The sequence below is a fragment of the Faecalibacterium sp. 3 genome (assembly GCF_048323735.1).
Taxonomy (GTDB): Bacteria; Bacillota; Clostridia; order Oscillospirales; family Ruminococcaceae; genus Faecalibacterium; species Faecalibacterium wellingii.
The window spans coordinates 1,455,825-1,472,354 of sequence record NZ_JBLWFN010000001.1; the positions used below are offsets into that span (position 1 = coordinate 1,455,825).

Genomic DNA, 16,530 nt, shown 5'->3' on the forward strand with positions numbered 1-16,530 from the left:
TTTCGCTCAATCTCCTGTGGATTCGCGCAGGATCAGGTTGGTTTCCGTATAGACGGTGCGATAGTTCAGCGATGGCTCTTCGATGCGGGTCATAAGCAGATTGGCCGCGGTGTAGCCCATGATCTGTCCATGGATATGGATTGAAGTCAGACGGGGGGCAAAGTAGGAAGCCTCCTGACTGTCATCGAAGCCGCAGACCCAGATATCATCGGGAACCGAATACCCCAGCTCATTCAATGCCTTGACCAGATCCATGGCAACAAAGTCATTGGCGCAGACAAAGGCATCCGGCATCGTTTTGAACCGACGTATGGTTTCGTACAGGGATACCGGATAGTTCTGCTGTCCGGATGGCATCGCACAGGTGCTCAGGCCTTCTGTCAGACCAAAGTACTCCACTGCATCCTTATAAGCCATATAACGCTCAAAGAAGGACTGACAGTGGTTTTTATCCCCCGCAAAGCTGATGCGTTTTTTGCCGCGCTGGACCATGTGGGCCACTGCATTCTGAATCTCAATGCGGTTTTCCATATAAAGGCGGTCGGCTTTAAGGGGCGGACGCATATCCATCACAGGGGTGTCTACAAACAGCAGCGGAACATCCAGATCGCACAGCATCTGTGCGTAGTCATAGTCGAATACTTCAATGCAGATGATGCCGGCTGTGCACTGGATGTCGAGAGAAGATGGAAGTTTTTTCTCTTTCAGCTCTATGGGAGAAATGCGATGAATGGTCATGCCGCTGTGCAGATGGTCGATTTCCGACTGGAAACGATCCAGCATCATGGAGGAAAAGTGAGAGCTGCTCAGAAACTGGGTCGTCAGCATGGCGATCTCCCGTTTGTCACTTGGCAGAATGGAAGGCCCTGCTGTTTTTGCAGCGTCTCCCTGAAACAGCGGCAGATAGGCGAACTGCTTATAGCCCATTTCGGCGGCTTTGCGCAGGATCTTCTCCCGTGTGGCATCTGCCAGCACACCGGTGTTGTTGATGGCCTTTGAAACTGTGTTGCGGGAAAGCTGCAGTTCGTTTGCAATATCCTGAATGGTGACCTTGGTTGCCATAAGTCATCCTCTTTCTTTATAAATAGGAGCGGGTGTTCTTTCTTTTATAGATAAAGTCTGGTGACGGATCTTATTCTTTGTGACTCCAGTATAGTGCAAATGCACAAATTAGTCAAATGCAAAAATGCAAATCATCATTTTGCATATTTGCGCACTTTTGAATTTGTGCATCTGTACAAATCCACAATAATTTTTGATGTATACCACGAATTATCGTTGACATTCGCTTGCTTGCGTGGTATAAATGAATTACAGAGTTTTACATTTGCACAATCGAAGCGATGAAAACGTAAAATTCAAAGGTGCAAATGTAAAACATAAATCAAACGGCAAGCAAATCAAAAAGGAGGAGAATGATTCATGAAAGCAAAGACGGCCTCGCCGGAAACGGCTGTGCTGACGGCAGAACGCAAGCTGCACAACACATGGGTCTACATCAAACGGCATTGGCAGCTTTACCTGTTGTTCCTGCTGCCTGCCGTGGCGCTGACGCTGGTGTTCAAGTACGCTCCCATGGGCGGTGTGCTGATCGCGTTCCAGAAGTACAATCCCTTCAAGGGCATCTGGGGCAGCGAGTGGGTAGGCTTCAAAAACTTTACCCGCTTCATGTCCTCGCCGGACTTCCAGCGCTATCTGATCAACACCCTGAAGCTGAGCGTCTACGGTCTGCTGTGGGGCTTCCCGATCCCCATCCTGCTGGCATTCCTGCTCAACCGTATCGAGAGCAAGAAGATCAAGCAGAAGGTGCAGCTGGTGCTGTATATGCCCAACTTCATCTCGGTCATCGTGCTGTGCGGCATCGTCCGGGTGCTGCTGAGTGTCACCGGTCCGGTGAACGGCCTGCTTCACACCAGCATCAACTTCATGACGCTGCCGGAAGCATTCCGCCCCATCTACATTATCAGCGGCATCTGGCAGGGTGCCGGCTGGGCATCCATCATGTACACCGCATCCCTTTCTAACGCCAGCAAAGATCTGAAGGAAGCTGCGATGATCGACGGCGCAAACCTGATCCAGCAGATCATGACGGTGGAGTGGCCCGCCATTAAGGATATGGTCGTGATTCAGTTTATCCTGCAGGCAGGCAACATTATGAGCATCGGTTTTGAAAAAGCCTATGCCCTGCAAACTGACCTGAACCTGAACACTGCCGAGATCATTGCAACGTACGTTTATAAAAAGGGCCTGTTGGACGGCGATTACAGCTTTTCCACGGCAGTCGGTCTGTTCAACACCATTGTCAACGTCATCCTGCTGATCGCAGTGAACAAGATCGTTGCCAAAATGAACGATGGCAAGGGCTTGTAAGGAGGGGTTTACCATGGCAAAACAGAAAAAATCAAAAATGGCCCTCTACACCAGACAAGATAAGATCATCCTGTACTGCGGCTACGCACTTCTGGGCTTGTTCCTGCTGGCGATCATCGTTCCGATGATCTACATCGTCATCGCGTCCTTTATGGACCCGGTCACTCTGCAAAACAAGGGCATCTCCTTTGATTTCAGCAAGTGGAGTCTGGATGCTTACCAGCGTGTCGTTTCGGACAAGCAGATCTGGGTCGGCTTCAGGAACGCAGTGCTTTACTCGATCATCTTCACCATCATCTCGGTAGCTGTGACGATGCTTGCCGCTTATCCCATGTCGCTGCCGGACTTCAAAGGCAAAAAGATTTTCAATACCTTGTTTGTGATCACGATGTTTTTCAGCGGCGGTCTGATCCCCACCTACCTGCTCATCAACAATCTGGGTCTGCTGGATTCCATGTGGGCGGTCATTCTGCCGGGAGCATTCAGCGTGTGGAACATGATCATTGCCCGTACCTATTATCAAGGCGTCCCGCGTGAGCTGCGCGAAGCTGCGGATGTGGATGGAGCCAGCGAGATGCTTTACTTCTTCAAGATCCTGCTGCCCGTGTGTATGCCGGTGGTGGCAGTTCTGGCCCTGTGGCAGTTCGTGGCCATGTGGAACAGCTACTTTGACGCCATGATCTACCTGAACAGCGCATCGAAGCAGCCGCTGCAGCTGGTGCTGCGTTCCATCCTGATCCAGAGCCAGCCGGAATCCGGCATGATCGCAGATATCCAGAGCACTGCCGAACGTGCCAAGATGGCAGAGCTGCTCAAATATGCAACCATTATTATTTCCAGTCTGCCGCTGCTGGTGATGTATCCCTTCTTCCAGAAGTATTTTGATGCCGGCATCATGGCTGGTTCCATTAAGGGCTGAGGATATTCCAGAATTTTATAAGCAGGTACGCTCATCTGTTACACGAAAAAAGAAACACGAAAAAGGAGAAAATACCATGAAAAAGCTGATCTCTCGCCGCAACTTCCTCAAGGTCTGCGCTCTGGCGGGCTCTGCCGCTGCTCTGTCTGCCTGTGGCGGCAAATCCACCGGCAGCGGCGATTCTGCTGCCGCAGCTGTGGACGTGACCGGTGCCGTTACATTTCCGCTGTCCGAAAAGGTCACCTTTACCGGTATGACCAGCTTCCCTGTGGGCAGCGAACCCGAACCGAACAACCGCACCATCTTCAAGCGTCTGGAAGAGCAGACCAATGTGCACATCGACTGGACCGCCATCCAGTCCGACCAGTGGAGCGATAAGATCACCCTGAATATGTCCAACCCCAACACCCTGACGGATTTTGTTTTTACTGCTGATTTTACCGACAGCAATCTGCTGCGCTACGCAGATCAGGGTGTCATCCTCAATCTGGAAGACTACATTGACAACAATATGCCTTATCTCCAGAAGGTCTTTGAGAAGTACCCGGAGTACCGCACCATGTGCACCGACAGCGATGGCCACATCTGGGCACTGCCCTGGATCGAGCAGCTCGGCTCAGAAAAGACCGCCATCCAGACCATTGGCAACATGAGCTTCATCAATACCAAGTGGCTGAACTTCCTCGGTCTGTCGATGCCCACCACGGTGGACGAGTTTGAGCAGGTGCTGATGGCATTCCGTGATAACGCCGCTTCTATCAAGGCAGAGTATGGCATTGACGGCGACATCATCCCCATGTCCTGCATCGTCAACAACGGCGATCAGGACCCCAGCATCCTCATCAATGGCTTTGGCGAAGGCTACGGTGATGCAGACAAAGACCGTCATATCGCCGTTACCAACGACCGGAAAGTCATCTGTGCCGCCACCCAGCAGGGCTACCGCGATGGTCTGGACTGGCTGCACAAGCTGTATGCCGAGAAGCTCATCGACCCGGAGTGCTTCACGCAGGAGTGGTCCACCTATGTTTCCAAGGGCAAGGCTGGCCGCTATGGTGTCTGCTTCAGCTGGGATGTTGCCAACATTGACAACCTGACCGACTGGGAGCCGCTGCCTGCCCTGACCGCCGATACCCGGAATATCACTCCGCAGAACGGCTCTTTCACCAGCGGCTTTGCCCGCGGCAGATGCGTTGTCACCGCAAAGGCGACTAATCCTGCACTGGTTTGCGCATGGCTGGATCAGATGTACGCACCCCTCCAGTCTCCGCAGAACAACTGGGGTACTTACGGCGATGCGGAAGGCTTTAACATCTTTGAACTGTCCACCAACGATAAGGGCGAGCCCATGCTGAAGCACGCTCCTCTGGGCGATGCTTCTCCCGTGGAAGTCCGTGAAGCGCAGTGTGTCAGTGGACCTCTGGCGGTTCTGGATGATTACTATGGTGTATACGTTACCTGCCCGGACGATGCACAGTACCGTCTGGACTGGATCAAGGAGATCTACACCCCGGATATGAACAACGATTATGTCTATCCCAATGTCTTTATGAGCAGCGAGGACACCGAGCAGGTCTCTAACCTGCAGGCAGATCTGCAGACCTACATGAATACGCAGAAGGCCAACTGGATCATGAACGGCACTAAGGATGCAGAGTGGAACGAATATCTGAGCAAGCTGGAAGACTACGGCCTGTCCGACTATCTGGGCATTATGCAGAAATATCTGGATGCTTACTACGCATAAGAATTCTTTCCTTTGGAGGATTCCATGAACGATTTGACTTTACAAAAAGCTCGTGCCTATGAGGCCGAGCACGGCGCAGCGATCTCCCCGGAGGAACGCCCTGCTTACCACATGACTCCCTATGTGGGCTGGCTGAACGACCCAAACGGTTTCTCTTATTATAAAGGGAAGTATCACCAGTTCTATCAGTATAACCCCTACGATGTGCGGTGGGCGCCCATGCACTGGGGTCACGCGGTCAGCACCGACCTGCTGCACTGGGAGTATCTGCCCTGTGCACTGGCCCCGGATTCTCCGGCGGACAACGGCCCCGGCTGCTTCTCCGGTTCTGCCACCGAGATGGATGACGGCAAGCAGCTGCTGATGTACACCAGCGTGGTGGCAGAAAAGCAGCCCAATGGGGAGATGCGGGACATCCAGACCCAGAGCATTGCCATCGGTGACGGACTGAACTACGAAAAGCCTGCCTGCAACCCGGTGCTGACCCAGAAAGACCTGCCGGAAGGCTTCAGCAAGTTCGATTTCCGGGACCCCAAGATCTGGCGTGAGGCTGACGGCACCTACTCCGCCGTCACCGTCTGCCTGGCCGAGGACGGCAGCGGCGCAGCGGCACTGTTCCAGAGCAAGGACGGCTTCGACTGGCACTTTGTCACGGTGCTGGAATGCTGCAACAATCAGTACGGCAAAATGTGGGAGTGCCCGGACTTCTTCCCGCTGGACGGCAAGCAGGTCCTGATGCTGGGACCCATGGAGATGCTGCCCAAGGGCGAGTTCCACAACGGTCACAACGTGATTGCCTTCATTGGCAGTTACGACCAAGCCACCCACACCTTCACCAAGGAAAACGTGCAGCTGATGGACGGCGGCATCGACTTCTACGCCACCCAGACCACCCTTGCCCCGGATGGCCGCCGGATTATGACCGCATGGCTGCAGACATGGTCGGACACCGAGGATAAGCCGCAGGGCTGCAAGTGGTTCGGGCAGACCATCTGCCCCCGGGAGCTGCACATCAAGGACGGTCGCATTGTTCAGGCCCCGGTGCGGGAGCTGGATGCAGCCCACGGCAAGCGCACCTTCCACGAAAATGTGACGGTGCAAGGCGAAACTTCTCTGGAAGGCATCAAGGGCCGTGTGGCGGATCTGACCGTCACGGTGCAGCCCGGCGAATACCGCTCCTTCACCCTGAAGCTGGCCGCCGATGCAGACCACCACACCAGCCTGATCTACGACCCCTACACTTCCGAGCTGACGCTGGATCGCAGCTATGCCGGTTCCCGTGCCGACATCGTACACCGCCGCAGCTGCAAGGTACGCAGCCAGAACGGTGCGCTCAAGCTCCGTATCCTGCTGGACAAAAACAGCATCGAAGTTTTCGCCAACGACGGCGAGCAGACCATGACGGCATGGATCTACACCCCCCAGTCTGCCGACGGCATCACCTTTGCCGCAGACGGCAAAGCAACTGTTACGGTGGAACAGTTTGAGTTGAATCTGTAACCTGATATTCCCTTCATTTCTCCTTCATTGAATACAGCCCCGTTTTGGCTTCTCCTTCGCCAAAGCGGGGCTGTGTTTGTTATGTCATTGCTCTTCCAGTCTGCGTCAGGGGGCCGGTTCGCAGAGGAACTGCAGCCGACAAAAAAGCATCCGCAGCGGCACTGCCGGGCTGTCTTGGCCCATGTGCAGAGCGCTGCGGATGCTTTTTATGCTTGTGCTTTCACCGGGCAGTGCCGTCCGGGGCCAGGATGGTCATTCGTCCGTCCACCGCCGCGTCCAGCATCTCGTGCTCCCGGAAGTATTCCATCAGGATATCCTGACAGGAGGTTGCCACGCTGCGGGGCTTCTGGAGCTTGCAGATGGTATCGTAGGAGATGTTGAAAAAGCTCTCGATGTTTTTAAAGTGGTAGTTCTGCAGCCCCACGGTGAACAGGGCATCGTCGCCGATCTCCTTGCCCACCTCCTTGCCGCAGTAGGTAAAGTAGTCAAAGTCGCCTTTGGCGCGGTCGTAGCGCAGCCGCAGGGTGGAGGGCAGCTGGTAGAACTCGGTGTGCCCGGCATAGGCTTCCTCCCGCAGCATGTAGCGCAGCATCTGCCGCAGTTGCTGTCCGGTCACCTTGAACATGAACACGCCGTCGTCGTAGGGGAAGCCCTCGATGAGGTCGCCGTAGGTAACGATGGGGCCAAGCTTCTCGGCCCGGATGCTGCCGGAGCCGATGAGCATGATATCGATGCCAAGGCTGCGGGTGAAGATGTCCGCAAACAGGTTGCCCAGCTCGGTCTCCCGGGTGCGCTCCGGGTGGGTCAACTCCCGGCGGAAGCGCCCTACGATGTGGCTGTATTTCTCGTCCACCTGACTGGTGAAGCGGTGCAGCACCTGCTCCATGGCGGGGTTGCGGGGGCAGGTGTCGGCGCAGATGGGCACCGTGTGCCATGTGTAGGAATCGATGCAGTTGTTGTCGGTGTCCACGATGATGTCAAAGCGTCCGATCTGGTCGGTGCCGGTGCCCGCCTGCGCGATGACCACGCCGTTTTCCTCCACGGCATGTTTCAGATAGGTGTGGCTGTGGCCGCCGATGATCAGGTCCACCCCCCACGCCGGGTCCAGCTGACGGGCCAGATGGCGGTCCTCCTCAAAGCCGATGTGGGTCAGCAGCACGGTAAAGTCGATGTCGATGCTGTTGTGGGCGTTGCAGATCTTGCCCACCTCGGCAGCGGCAGCAGCGGTGTCCACAAAGGACCCCACCAGCGACTCGGACTTGGTCTGGTTGATGACGTCCTGGGTGATGATGCCGATGAACAGGATGTTCATGCCGTCCACCCGCAGGATCTTGTAGGGGGTGAACAGCCGTGTGGGGGTGTTCTTGATGTAGAGGTTTGCGTTGATGATGGGAAAGCGTGCGCATTTTTCGATGAACAGTAGATGTGCGATGCCGTAGTCCACCTCGTGGTTGCCGATGGTGACGATGTCCGGGGCAAGGGCGTTCATGATCTCGATGGTGGAAAGCCCCTTGTATTCGGAATCAATGACCGAGCCCCGGAACATGTCACCCGCAATGGCGTAGATGGTGTTGGGCTCTTCGGCCCGCACCTTTTCGATGTAGCCGGACAGCATGGAGACGCCGCCCACCAGTTTTTCGTCCACCTGCTCTGCCAGAAAATCTCCGTGCAGATCATTGGAGTGGAGGATGGTGATCCTTTTAGTCTGTTTCATGGTGCATTCCTCCCGGTGTGGGTCGGCGGCGGTCAGCCCATAGCCTCCTGCCGCGCAAAGTAGACAGTACTGACAAGGCTCATGTAGCTCTCTTCGTTGTCCAGATAGAACTTCAGGGCAAGGGTGTCCTCGTCCTCCAGCGTGACAGCGTAGCGGGAGCCGTCCTCCCCGGTAAAGGTAGCGTACCACTCCTGATTGGTCTGGAAGGGCACCTCCGGGGTGCCCTCCTGATAGAACAGGTCGGCTTCCTCCACGTTCAGCTCCGGATAGGGGGTGATGTAGCTGGCGGTCAGGGGCAGCTGGTCGCCCTCGGTCTCGGCGTCTGTGGGCAAAAAACACATCCGGTCGGCGTCTGCCGGGTCGGTCTCAGAATAGCCCTCGTCAGTGTCGCGGGCGATCTCCAGCCAGTTGCCTTCCAGCGACCACGGACTGGTGATGGTTTCCCAGTCGTCCCCCTCCGGGTAGATGGTAAAGTCGCACACGCCCTCGGCTTCCACCACATGACCGTTCTCGCCGGAAAGGAAAGGGCTGAATACCAGCTCTTCGCCGGTGCTGGGGTACAGCTCCACCTCGGTGTTGGGGGCGATATCGCTGATGTTGCACAGCAGCAGGATGGGCTGGCCGTCCTCACTGTAATAAAGCTGTTTGCCGCGCTGGAGCGGGTTTTCGGCATCGTCTGTCAGGCTCGTCTCGTAGACGAACAGGGTGGCATCCGGGTCCTGCGGGAAGATGCAGTACAAATCGCACCCGCCGTCCGGTGCCACGACCCAGTGATCCTGCGGGATGTCGTAGACGAAGCCCCACAGCTCCCGCAGGTCGGTCTGGCTGTCCAGCACCTTCTGCACATCGGTGGTGATCTCGTAAGAGCCGCCCAGATACAGCACACAGGCGCGATATTCGTCCTCCCCTGCCAGAAGGCGCATGTAGGTCACGTCCTCCGGCTCGGTGTACTCCTGTTTGGCGGAGGGCGATGCGATCATGTTATCTCCGTCCAGCATTTTTTCGGGCTTGGAGCTGGACGCGCTGCTGCCGCTGCTGCCGCTGCCGCAGCCTGCCAGACCGATGGCCAGCGCCAGCAGGGCTGCCAGAAGTTTCAGGTTTTTCATAAGTTCTCCTTTCTCATGCCCTGCCGGGGCGCACCTCAGGAGGCAGCGCCGGGCGTTGGGTGTTGTGAAAAATCGTCTATGCCCTCCACCGGCTCCGGGCTGCCGGTCCCGGCAGAAAGCCGGGGCGACCAGTCCAGCGCGCGGCCGGTGGTGCAGTAGACCACCGCCGTGATGTCGGGGGTGTCAGGGGTGCCGTTGCACAGCAGCAGAATGGGCTGGCCATCCCGCCCGCAATACAGCTCCCGGCCCGTCTGGTGCGGGTACTGGGGGTCCTGCTTTTCGTAGACAAAAAGCGTATCCTGCCTGCGCACAGCAAAGATGCAGTACAGCTCCCGCCCGCCGCCCGGTGCTGTGACCCGGTGGTCTGCCGGGATGTCCGAGAGGAACGTCCACTGCGGCTTCAGCGCTTCCAGCGCAGCGTCCACATCGGCGGTGCGCTCCGGGACGCTGCCCAGATAGAGCACTGCGGCAAGGCTGCCGTTCTGTTCGGCCTGCTGCCGCAGCTGCGCCACGGTCACAGCGTCCGGCCGGGGAGCGCTGTCCGAAGCTGCCGCGCCGGAGCGGATGGGGTCGCCGTCCACCGGCCCGCAGCCTGCAAGGCTCAGGGTCAGCGCCAGCAGGGCGGCAAACAGCTTCATGGTCAGGCCCTTCATCTTATGCCCACGGGTCGGCAGACGTCGGGACGCGGATGCCGGTCATCAGGTACTGCTCCCACAGAAACCACTGTCCGTTGCCCTTGCGGCGCAGCTTGATGGGGCGGGGGTCGTCGGCACCGCCGCAGGGGATAAACAGCTTGCAATAGCCCTCCTCCACGTTAGAGGTGTGGTTACTGCCCACCAGCAGGGTGAAGGGCTGGCGGGGGGTATAGCCGTTTTCTGGCGATGCACCCACAAAGTAGGAGAAGGGGATGTAGCTTTTGCCGTCCCGGAAGCGGTCGTTCAAAAAGGAGATATCCTGCCCGTTCAGCGGACGGGGGCCGCGCAGCCAGTTGAGCATCTCCTTTCCGATGTTCTTGTCGGCACCGTAGGCGCACAGCGCACAGACGGTGAGAGCCGCAGTCTTGAAGGGGGTGTCAAGGCTTGCTTCCGGCAGCGCCTGCATCTGGGCAAGGCTTTCCGGCAGTTCCTGAAAGGTAAAGGTGACGGTCTGGTTTCCACCGGCGGTGGCAGCGGCCTGCTTCATCTTATCAAAAAGTCCCATGAAAATACTCCTTTCTGTTTCCTCAGCCCCGTTTCAGATCGCTGCGGGGCATCATCCGCTTGCGGATCATCTTTTTGTTCAGATCCAGCGTGAGGTTTGCAAAATATCCATTTTCAAAATACCATGCAATGTCCTTTGCGTCCATACCAACGCTGTTGTACAGCCACCGCAAAGGCACTTCCGGCCCGGAGTAGCTCTCCACCCTGCGGGCGATGGTCCTTGCATGGTAGCGGCGTTTTTCGTTGCGTGCGAACAGAACAAGGGGCACTGCGCCCACCACGATCCAGAACACATACCCGACAACGTGGGAGGTGTCCTTGACCTGCAGGTCCAGGCAGAGGGTATACAGCCCGCCGACCGAGCAGAACACGCAGAAGGCAAGCCCTGCGTTCCGCAGCCATTTGAGGAAACGAGGGATCTCGCCCCGGGCTTTTTCCGAGAGATAAGGGTTCATAAACATGCTCCTTTCAGAACGAACCGCCTCCGCCGCCGTGGGTCGTGCCGCTGGAGGAGGTGTGGGTGGAACTGCCGCCGGAGCTGTCGGAGTCCTTTGCCTCCACATGCTCGGTGCGGCTCACGTCCCGGTACAGGAACAGCTCCCGGCTGTTGGTCAGGTTCATGCTGCCCTCCCGCACATAGCTGGCGGCGTTCTCCTGGAACGCCACGCTGCGCAGCTGGCTTTTCATCACGCCAACGACGACCCATGCCAGCACAAGGCCGATGCCCAGCGCAAGGAACAGGTACATGAGAGACAGCGGCTCCCGGGGCAGGTTATTCACGTCATAGGGGTGGCCCGCCCGGGCAGCGTCAATGTAGGTATCCGACCACTGGACAAAGGTGCGGAATGCACCGGCGTAATCTCCATCGGCCATGAAGGGGGTCATCTGCTGGCCAAGGTACTGGATGCCGGCATCCGTAAAGGCGGTGATGCCGTAGCCGCAGGTGGAGATGTGCCATTTGCGGTCGCCCACGCTCACCAGCAGCAGCACGCCGTCCATATCGGGGCCGTAGCCGTACTGGCAGTAGTCATACAGATCATCGGCAAACTGCTCCATGCTGTCGGCACCAACGCTTTCCATCGACTCGATGGTGGCAATGGTCACATCGAAGCTCTGGCGCAGGCTCAGCTCTTCCAGTGCGTCCTCCAGCTCGTTGTCCTCGTCCTCGGTCAGCACCTCAGCGTCGTCGAATATGCGGTAGTATAGGTCGGCAAAGCCGCCCTCCACCGCAAAAGCCGGAACAGCCAGCGCCGCCGCAAGAATCAGTGCTGCCAGCGCCGCAAAGAGGGAGTGCAGTCGGTTGGAAGTCTTTTTCATCGTTCGTCCCTCCTTTACAGGATCCGTGCCAGCCACAGCAGCCACATCACGCCGTAGGATGCGGCGGAAAGAGCAGCCGTAAGGCCCAGCATCCACTTGCGGGCAGCGCCCTTGTCCACGGGCAGGTCACCCACGAATTTGCCGCTCTGGCCGTTCATGGCAAACAGATAGTTTTCGCCCCGCCAGCTGGTGCTCAGCAGCCAGACCGGGAACAGCGCATACTTTGCCTTGCCGCCGTGCAGCTGGATGCTGCTGTTTTCCACCTTGACCGAATCGTAGCCGGTAACGGTCTGCTGGAACGTCTCCTCGGTGGAGCGGCGGATGCGCTTGTTGGCCCGCTCGATGCTGTCCTCGGCGTTCACGTCGTATTTGTCTGCCACATAGCCGGCCAGATAGGCGGTCTGGAAGGGGATGGCGTCCTGCATGGCGAAGGGCTCGATGGACTCCATCAGGTCGTCCTCGATCTTGGACGAGCCGTCCACCGGCACTGCATCAAAGCCCAGGGTGCCGTCCCGCCGGACGGAGTAGTAATTGGTCTCGGTATAGTCGTACTTGCTGTCCGACCAGCTGCGGGTCCGGGTGGCGGTGAACCGCAGCTGAGCGTCGGCGTCGCTGTCGAAGAGCCAGAAGGGCACATACACGCCCTTGATCTCGTCGATGTGGTTCTGGCTGCGGAACACCCGGGGCAGCAGGGTCTTGCCCTTGAGATGTTCCTGCAGCTTTGCCTTGGCGGCCTTTTTGTCCAGCTTGAAGGGGATGATGAGGTCGGGCCGCAGCGCCCCGGCAAACTGTCCGGTGAGGACGATGGGGTTGCCGCAGAAGGGGCAGGCGGACGCCGCCATGGTGTCATCGCCCACGATCTCGCCGCCGCAGCTCTTGCAGCTGTAAGTATGCAGACCGGCGGTCTCTCCTTCTGCCCAGCTGCCGCCGGGGGTCGCCCACTCCATCTCGCTGGGCTTTTCGTCCTTCAGTTCCTCATCGTAGCCCTTGAGGGTATCCACATCGAACTCGGTGTCGCAGTAGGGGCATTTCATCTTCTGGGTGGCGCTGTCAAATTGGATGGCACCATCGCAGCAGGGGCACTTGTATTCCAGCATTCCTGCCATAGCGTTTCCTCCTGTTGTTTCAAAGGGGGTCGGGGGCTCTTCCCCGGCCCCGCTGTTTTTGCGTTGGTCTTCCCGCCGAAGCGGTCGGCTCAGAAATCCGTAGTGATGCGGAACACCACCGGTTCGTCCGGCTCGGTGGCTTTGCCGTGGTGGCCCACTGCCAGGAAAGCGTTTTCTTCCAGCGGCAGGAAAACATCAAAGGTGCAGAAGTCGCCGCACAGCTGGCACAGGGTCTCGCGCTCACCCACGGGGAGGGACTTTTCCAAAAAAGTGCCGTCCGGCCCGTACAGCTCCCACACATAGCCCGTGTCCAGCAGATAGCCGTTGGGGCGCTTCATCATCACGGCGTTAAAGCTGCCCACCGGCTGCGAGCTGCGGGCCAGCTCATTGCCGTCCAGATCAAAGGCAGCAAAGTAATCATCGCCGCTGGATTCCAGCTCGCCCACCGTCAGCAGCTCGTCCCCGCTGAGGTTCAGGGAGGACATGCTGTAGAAGGGGCCAATCTCGTTATCGCCCTCCAGCGTCAGCTCGGTGTACTCGCCGTCCTGCACCAGCACCGGCGCGGAGTCGGTCCAGTAGATCACGGTCAGATCCCGGTCCTTGGAGGAATAGCAGCTGCCCGAGTAGTCCAGTGCGTCGCTGGGCTCCTCCGGGTCGCTGCTGTTCAGATCGTAGCAGTAGACATCAAAGTTGTCCATGGCGTACAGGATGCCATTGCGGTCGATGCTGAGGGCGTTGCTGCCGTCAATGTTGTACTCTTCCACCGGGGTCAGCCGGTCGTCCTTGATGGCATACTCGAAGATCTTGGCAGACTGCTCTTCATCGTCCTCGTTGTAGAAGCTGAAGAAGTAATTGCCCCGGTAGCTGTCCGCTTGGATCAAATGATAGGCACCGCATACCTCGCGGCGGACGTCAAAGGGAATGTACTGTGCCTTGAAGGTGTAGTCGCCGATGGTCAGTTCCCCGGTCTGGAACTGGGTCACAGGGGGCCCTGCAAGGGCGGCTTTGTCCTCTGCTGCTTCCGGCTGTGCCGAAGCGGACGGGGCACTGCTGCTGGAAGCCGGTGCACTGGAAACGCTGGATGCGCTGGCGGCACCGGAGCCGCCGCAGGCGGTCAGCCCGAGGGCGGCGGTGGCAAGGCCCATGGCCTTGAGGAAATCTCTGCGCTGGATCTTTTTCATATCCGTTCCTCCTTTTTCAGTCACTGCACCTTTGCAAAGGCTTCGTCAGCACGGCGGCTGTACAATGCCATGCCGCCGGTCTGGGCGTCGTTTGCCAGATTGATGTTCTCCACAAAGCGGGCCTTTTCCTGCTCAGAGAGCTGCCCGCCCTTCATGGCGGCAGATGCCACGGCACCCATGGCACCGATCATGCCCATCTGGCCCTTCAGCTCCCGTTCCTCGGCCTTGGACATCCGGCGGCCGAACATGCTGGTCTCATTATCGTGGACCCCGAAGATGTGGTCCAGATGCTGCCGTGCGATGTGGGCATAGCCGATCTCCCGCCGGTCCCGTTTGCTGAAGCAGATGACCAGCTCCTGCTTGATGTAGGGGTGGGGATGCATGCCTCGCTGGGTCTGGGCCTCGGTGATGCTGCGGGGCTGCACCAGCTTCAGCTTCAGGCCGCCGCCGTTGAGGGTGGGTTCCTGGCCCGGCTCCTTGGCGGGGGTCTCGTCCAGATACTCCTCATAGCTGGCGATCTGGTCGTAGCGGATCAGCTCCGGCATCTTGCCCCGTCCGCCGGTGCGGTCGTCGATGTACAGCATGCCCAGCTCATCGCAGAACACCAGCCCCATTTGCGATGGGGTGGAGGGGTATTCGTTGACCCGGAACTCGGTCTTGTTGAACACCTCGTCGAACACCCGCTTCATCCGGGCCATATACTCCATGTGCTCCTTGGCCTCGTCCAGCGTCAGCTCGCTGAGCCGGATATATTTGGAGCACTTGTTGCCGCAGTCATCGCAGAGGAACTGTCCGTCCCGCAGCTTGGAGCGGTGCATGGTGCCGCACTCCTTGCCGCAGACGGCGCAGTTTTGTTTTGCGAACAGGTTGGAAAAGAATCCCATCATGGTATGCTCCTTTCATTGCTCTGTATTTGTCAGGTCAGGTCGCTGTCGTCAAAGGGGTCACCGCACTCCGGGCAGAACTTGGGCGGGTGGGCGGGGTCTTCCGGCTCCCAGCCGCACTTGTCGCACTTATATTTGGGCGTGCCGGCGGGCTTGGGTTTACCGCACTCGGAGCAGAAGCGGCCCTTGTTCACTGCGCCGCAGCTGCAAGTCCAGCCTTCTGCTGCCGCCGGGCGGGGCTTGCCGCACTCCGGGCAGAACTTGCCGGTGACGGTGGCACCGCAGCTGCAGGTCCAGCTGTCCGCAGCGGGCTTCGGCTCCGGCTTTTTGCTGCCGCATTCCGGGCAGAATTTGCCGGTAACGGTGGCGCCGCAGCTGCACTTCCAGCTGTCTGCCGGGGCGGGTGCGGGACGGCTGACCGGCTGGGGCGCGTCCACGCTGTCCGGACGGGCCTGCTGGCCCATGGCGAACAGGTTCTGGGCGCTCATGCCGCCCATGCCGCCTGCACCGGCTGCCATGCCCATGCCCATAAAGCCGGTCATGGCACCGGCAGTGTTGCCGGCGGCGGTCTTCATGGCGTCGATCTGACCGCCCACCAGACGGGCGGCAGCGGTGGTGGGATCGGTGGTCATGGCGTTCTCTTCCCACTCGGTGATCTTCTTCTGCTGCTCCTCCGGGATGGACAGGGAGTTGATGTTGAAGGAGAACACTTCAATGCCGCGCTTTTTGCGCCAGACATTGGAGAGCTGCTCGTTGAGCGCCTCGGAGATCTCCAGCGTGTGGGCGGGGATCTCGTAATACTGCACCTTGTTTGCCGAAAGGGTGGCAAGGGCAGGCTGCAAAGCGTTCATCAGTTCGCTCTTCAGCCGGGGTGCGATCTCGGATGCGTCATACTGGGTAGAGACGTTGCTGCACACGTTGGTGTAGAACAGCAGCGGGTCGCAGATGCGGCAGGTGAAGCTGCCGTTGCACCGCAGGTTCACCGAGAGCTTGTAGCCCCGCTCCTCGCTGACTACCACGCGGAACGGGATGGGGGTGGCGGTGCCGTACAGGATCTCGCCCAGCTCCTTGGTGTTGATGTAGTATACGCGCTGATCCTTGCCGGTGTCGCCGCCGTAGGTAAAGCGCTTGGCCACGGTCTGGAAGGTAGCTGCCAGACTGTCGCCGAAGTTGCCGGTGAACACGCTGGGCTCGGTGGATGCGTCAAAGGTGAACTCGCCCGGTTCGGCGCACACCTCCACCACGCGGCCCTGCTCCACGATGAGCATGCACTGTCCGTCTGCCACGGCGATGCCGCTGCCGTTGGTGATGATGTTGTCCTCGCCGTTGTTGGAACTGCGGCGGGAGGTGCGCTTCTGGCCCTTGACCATCAGCACATCCTTGTCCAGAGAATCGCAGTAGAAAAATTCCTTCCACTGGTCTGCAAGGGTTCCGCCCAGTGCGCCCATACCTGCTTTGATAAGACCCATAGTAATTTCCTCCTGTAT

The 16,530-nt window shown here is 58.4% G+C and carries 15 protein-coding genes; 4 read left to right on the forward strand and 11 right to left on the reverse strand.

Annotated elements, in window-relative coordinates; all coding sequences use genetic code 11:
* Positions 1-6 precede the first annotated feature (6 nt).
* Positions 7-1,062 (reverse strand): LacI family DNA-binding transcriptional regulator, encoded by a 1,056-nt coding sequence (locus ACNSPV_RS06815; RefSeq protein ID WP_348583989.1) that lies wholly within the window; start codon positions 1,060-1,062, stop codon positions 7-9.
* A 360-nt stretch (positions 1,063-1,422) separates the two neighbouring features.
* Here ACNSPV_RS06815 and ACNSPV_RS06820 point away from each other — a divergent pair, with 360 nt between their 5' ends.
* The 4 genes from ACNSPV_RS06820 (at position 1,423) to ACNSPV_RS06835 (ending at position 6,536) form a co-directional block, all read left to right on the forward strand.
* Positions 1,423-2,370 (forward strand): ABC transporter permease, encoded by a 948-nt coding sequence (locus ACNSPV_RS06820; protein WP_097781457.1) that lies wholly within the window; start codon positions 1,423-1,425, stop codon positions 2,368-2,370.
* Positions 2,354-3,289: a carbohydrate ABC transporter permease gene (locus ACNSPV_RS06825; RefSeq protein ID WP_005945023.1), complete on the forward strand. Its 936-nt coding sequence runs from the start codon at positions 2,354-2,356 to the stop codon at positions 3,287-3,289. Before ACNSPV_RS06820 ends, ACNSPV_RS06825 begins: the two co-directional genes overlap by 17 nt.
* A gap of 76 nt (positions 3,290-3,365) precedes the next feature.
* Complete coding sequence (locus ACNSPV_RS06830) at positions 3,366-5,036, forward strand: extracellular solute-binding protein (protein WP_348583986.1); 1,671 nt, start codon at positions 3,366-3,368, stop codon at positions 5,034-5,036.
* Between the two features lie 24 nt (positions 5,037-5,060).
* On the forward strand, positions 5,061-6,536 hold the full coding sequence (locus ACNSPV_RS06835) for a glycoside hydrolase family 32 protein (protein ID WP_348583984.1): 1,476 nt from the start codon (positions 5,061-5,063) through the stop codon (positions 6,534-6,536).
* Between the two features lie 220 nt (positions 6,537-6,756).
* Here ACNSPV_RS06835 and ACNSPV_RS06840 read toward each other — a convergent pair whose 3' ends face one another.
* From ACNSPV_RS06840 to ACNSPV_RS06885, 10 genes are all read right to left on the reverse strand, one after another.
* Positions 6,757-8,250: a bifunctional UDP-sugar hydrolase/5'-nucleotidase gene (locus ACNSPV_RS06840; RefSeq protein WP_348583981.1), complete on the reverse strand. Its 1,494-nt coding sequence runs from the start codon at positions 8,248-8,250 to the stop codon at positions 6,757-6,759.
* A gap of 32 nt (positions 8,251-8,282) precedes the next feature.
* On the reverse strand, positions 8,283-9,356 hold the full coding sequence (locus ACNSPV_RS06845) for a hypothetical protein (RefSeq protein WP_348583979.1): 1,074 nt from the start codon (positions 9,354-9,356) through the stop codon (positions 8,283-8,285).
* Positions 9,357-9,391: 35 nt separating this feature from the next.
* Entirely contained in the window at positions 9,392-9,994 is a 603-nt protein-coding gene (locus ACNSPV_RS06850) for a gamma-glutamyltranspeptidase (RefSeq protein ID WP_348583977.1), read from the reverse strand.
* A 16-nt stretch (positions 9,995-10,010) separates the two neighbouring features.
* On the reverse strand, positions 10,011-10,556 hold the full coding sequence (locus ACNSPV_RS06855; RefSeq protein ID WP_348583976.1) for a DUF6935 domain-containing protein: 546 nt from the start codon (positions 10,554-10,556) through the stop codon (positions 10,011-10,013).
* A gap of 22 nt (positions 10,557-10,578) precedes the next feature.
* Positions 10,579-11,010, reverse strand: a complete 432-nt coding sequence (locus tag ACNSPV_RS06860) for a hypothetical protein (protein ID WP_348583975.1) — start codon at positions 11,008-11,010, stop codon at positions 10,579-10,581.
* A 13-nt stretch (positions 11,011-11,023) separates the two neighbouring features.
* Positions 11,024-11,872, reverse strand: coding sequence for a TPM domain-containing protein (locus ACNSPV_RS06865; protein ID WP_348583974.1), 849 nt, complete (start codon positions 11,870-11,872; stop codon positions 11,024-11,026).
* Positions 11,873-11,886: 14 nt separating this feature from the next.
* Complete coding sequence (locus ACNSPV_RS06870; protein WP_348583973.1) at positions 11,887-12,978, reverse strand: hypothetical protein; 1,092 nt, start codon at positions 12,976-12,978, stop codon at positions 11,887-11,889.
* Positions 12,979-13,067: 89 nt separating this feature from the next.
* Positions 13,068-14,159, reverse strand: a complete 1,092-nt coding sequence (locus tag ACNSPV_RS06875; protein WP_348583972.1) for a twin-arginine translocation signal domain-containing protein — start codon at positions 14,157-14,159, stop codon at positions 13,068-13,070.
* A gap of 20 nt (positions 14,160-14,179) precedes the next feature.
* Positions 14,180-15,046 (reverse strand): DUF4428 domain-containing protein, encoded by an 867-nt coding sequence (locus ACNSPV_RS06880; RefSeq protein WP_348583970.1) that lies wholly within the window; start codon positions 15,044-15,046, stop codon positions 14,180-14,182.
* Between the two features lie 29 nt (positions 15,047-15,075).
* Entirely contained in the window at positions 15,076-16,512 is a 1,437-nt protein-coding gene (locus ACNSPV_RS06885; RefSeq protein ID WP_348583968.1) for an SPFH domain-containing protein, read from the reverse strand.
* Positions 16,513-16,530: the final 18 nt, after the last annotated feature.

Bases quoted from the DNA above. Each gene is read 5' to 3' on its own strand.
- ACNSPV_RS06815 (WP_348583989.1), bottom strand. From the start codon at position 1,062: ATGGCAACCAAGGTCACCATTCAGGATATTGCAAACGAACTGCAGCTT.
- ACNSPV_RS06820 (WP_097781457.1), top strand. From the start codon at position 1,423: ATGAAAGCAAAGACGGCCTCGCCGGAAACGGCTGTGCTGACGGCAGAA.
- ACNSPV_RS06825 (WP_005945023.1), top strand. From the start codon at position 2,354: ATGGCAAGGGCTTGTAAGGAGGGGTTTACCATGGCAAAACAGAAAAAA.
- ACNSPV_RS06830 (WP_348583986.1), top strand. From the start codon at position 3,366: ATGAAAAAGCTGATCTCTCGCCGCAACTTCCTCAAGGTCTGCGCTCTG.
- ACNSPV_RS06835 (WP_348583984.1), top strand. From the start codon at position 5,061: ATGAACGATTTGACTTTACAAAAAGCTCGTGCCTATGAGGCCGAGCAC.
- ACNSPV_RS06840 (WP_348583981.1), bottom strand. From the start codon at position 8,250: ATGAAACAGACTAAAAGGATCACCATCCTCCACTCCAATGATCTGCAC.
- ACNSPV_RS06845 (WP_348583979.1), bottom strand. From the start codon at position 9,356: ATGAAAAACCTGAAACTTCTGGCAGCCCTGCTGGCGCTGGCCATCGGT.
- ACNSPV_RS06850 (WP_348583977.1), bottom strand. From the start codon at position 9,994: ATGAAGCTGTTTGCCGCCCTGCTGGCGCTGACCCTGAGCCTTGCAGGC.
- ACNSPV_RS06855 (WP_348583976.1), bottom strand. From the start codon at position 10,556: ATGGGACTTTTTGATAAGATGAAGCAGGCCGCTGCCACCGCCGGTGGA.
- ACNSPV_RS06860 (WP_348583975.1), bottom strand. From the start codon at position 11,010: ATGAACCCTTATCTCTCGGAAAAAGCCCGGGGCGAGATCCCTCGTTTC.
- ACNSPV_RS06865 (WP_348583974.1), bottom strand. From the start codon at position 11,872: ATGAAAAAGACTTCCAACCGACTGCACTCCCTCTTTGCGGCGCTGGCA.
- ACNSPV_RS06870 (WP_348583973.1), bottom strand. From the start codon at position 12,978: ATGGCAGGAATGCTGGAATACAAGTGCCCCTGCTGCGATGGTGCCATC.
- ACNSPV_RS06875 (WP_348583972.1), bottom strand. From the start codon at position 14,159: ATGAAAAAGATCCAGCGCAGAGATTTCCTCAAGGCCATGGGCCTTGCC.
- ACNSPV_RS06880 (WP_348583970.1), bottom strand. From the start codon at position 15,046: ATGATGGGATTCTTTTCCAACCTGTTCGCAAAACAAAACTGCGCCGTC.
- ACNSPV_RS06885 (WP_348583968.1), bottom strand. From the start codon at position 16,512: ATGGGTCTTATCAAAGCAGGTATGGGCGCACTGGGCGGAACCCTTGCA.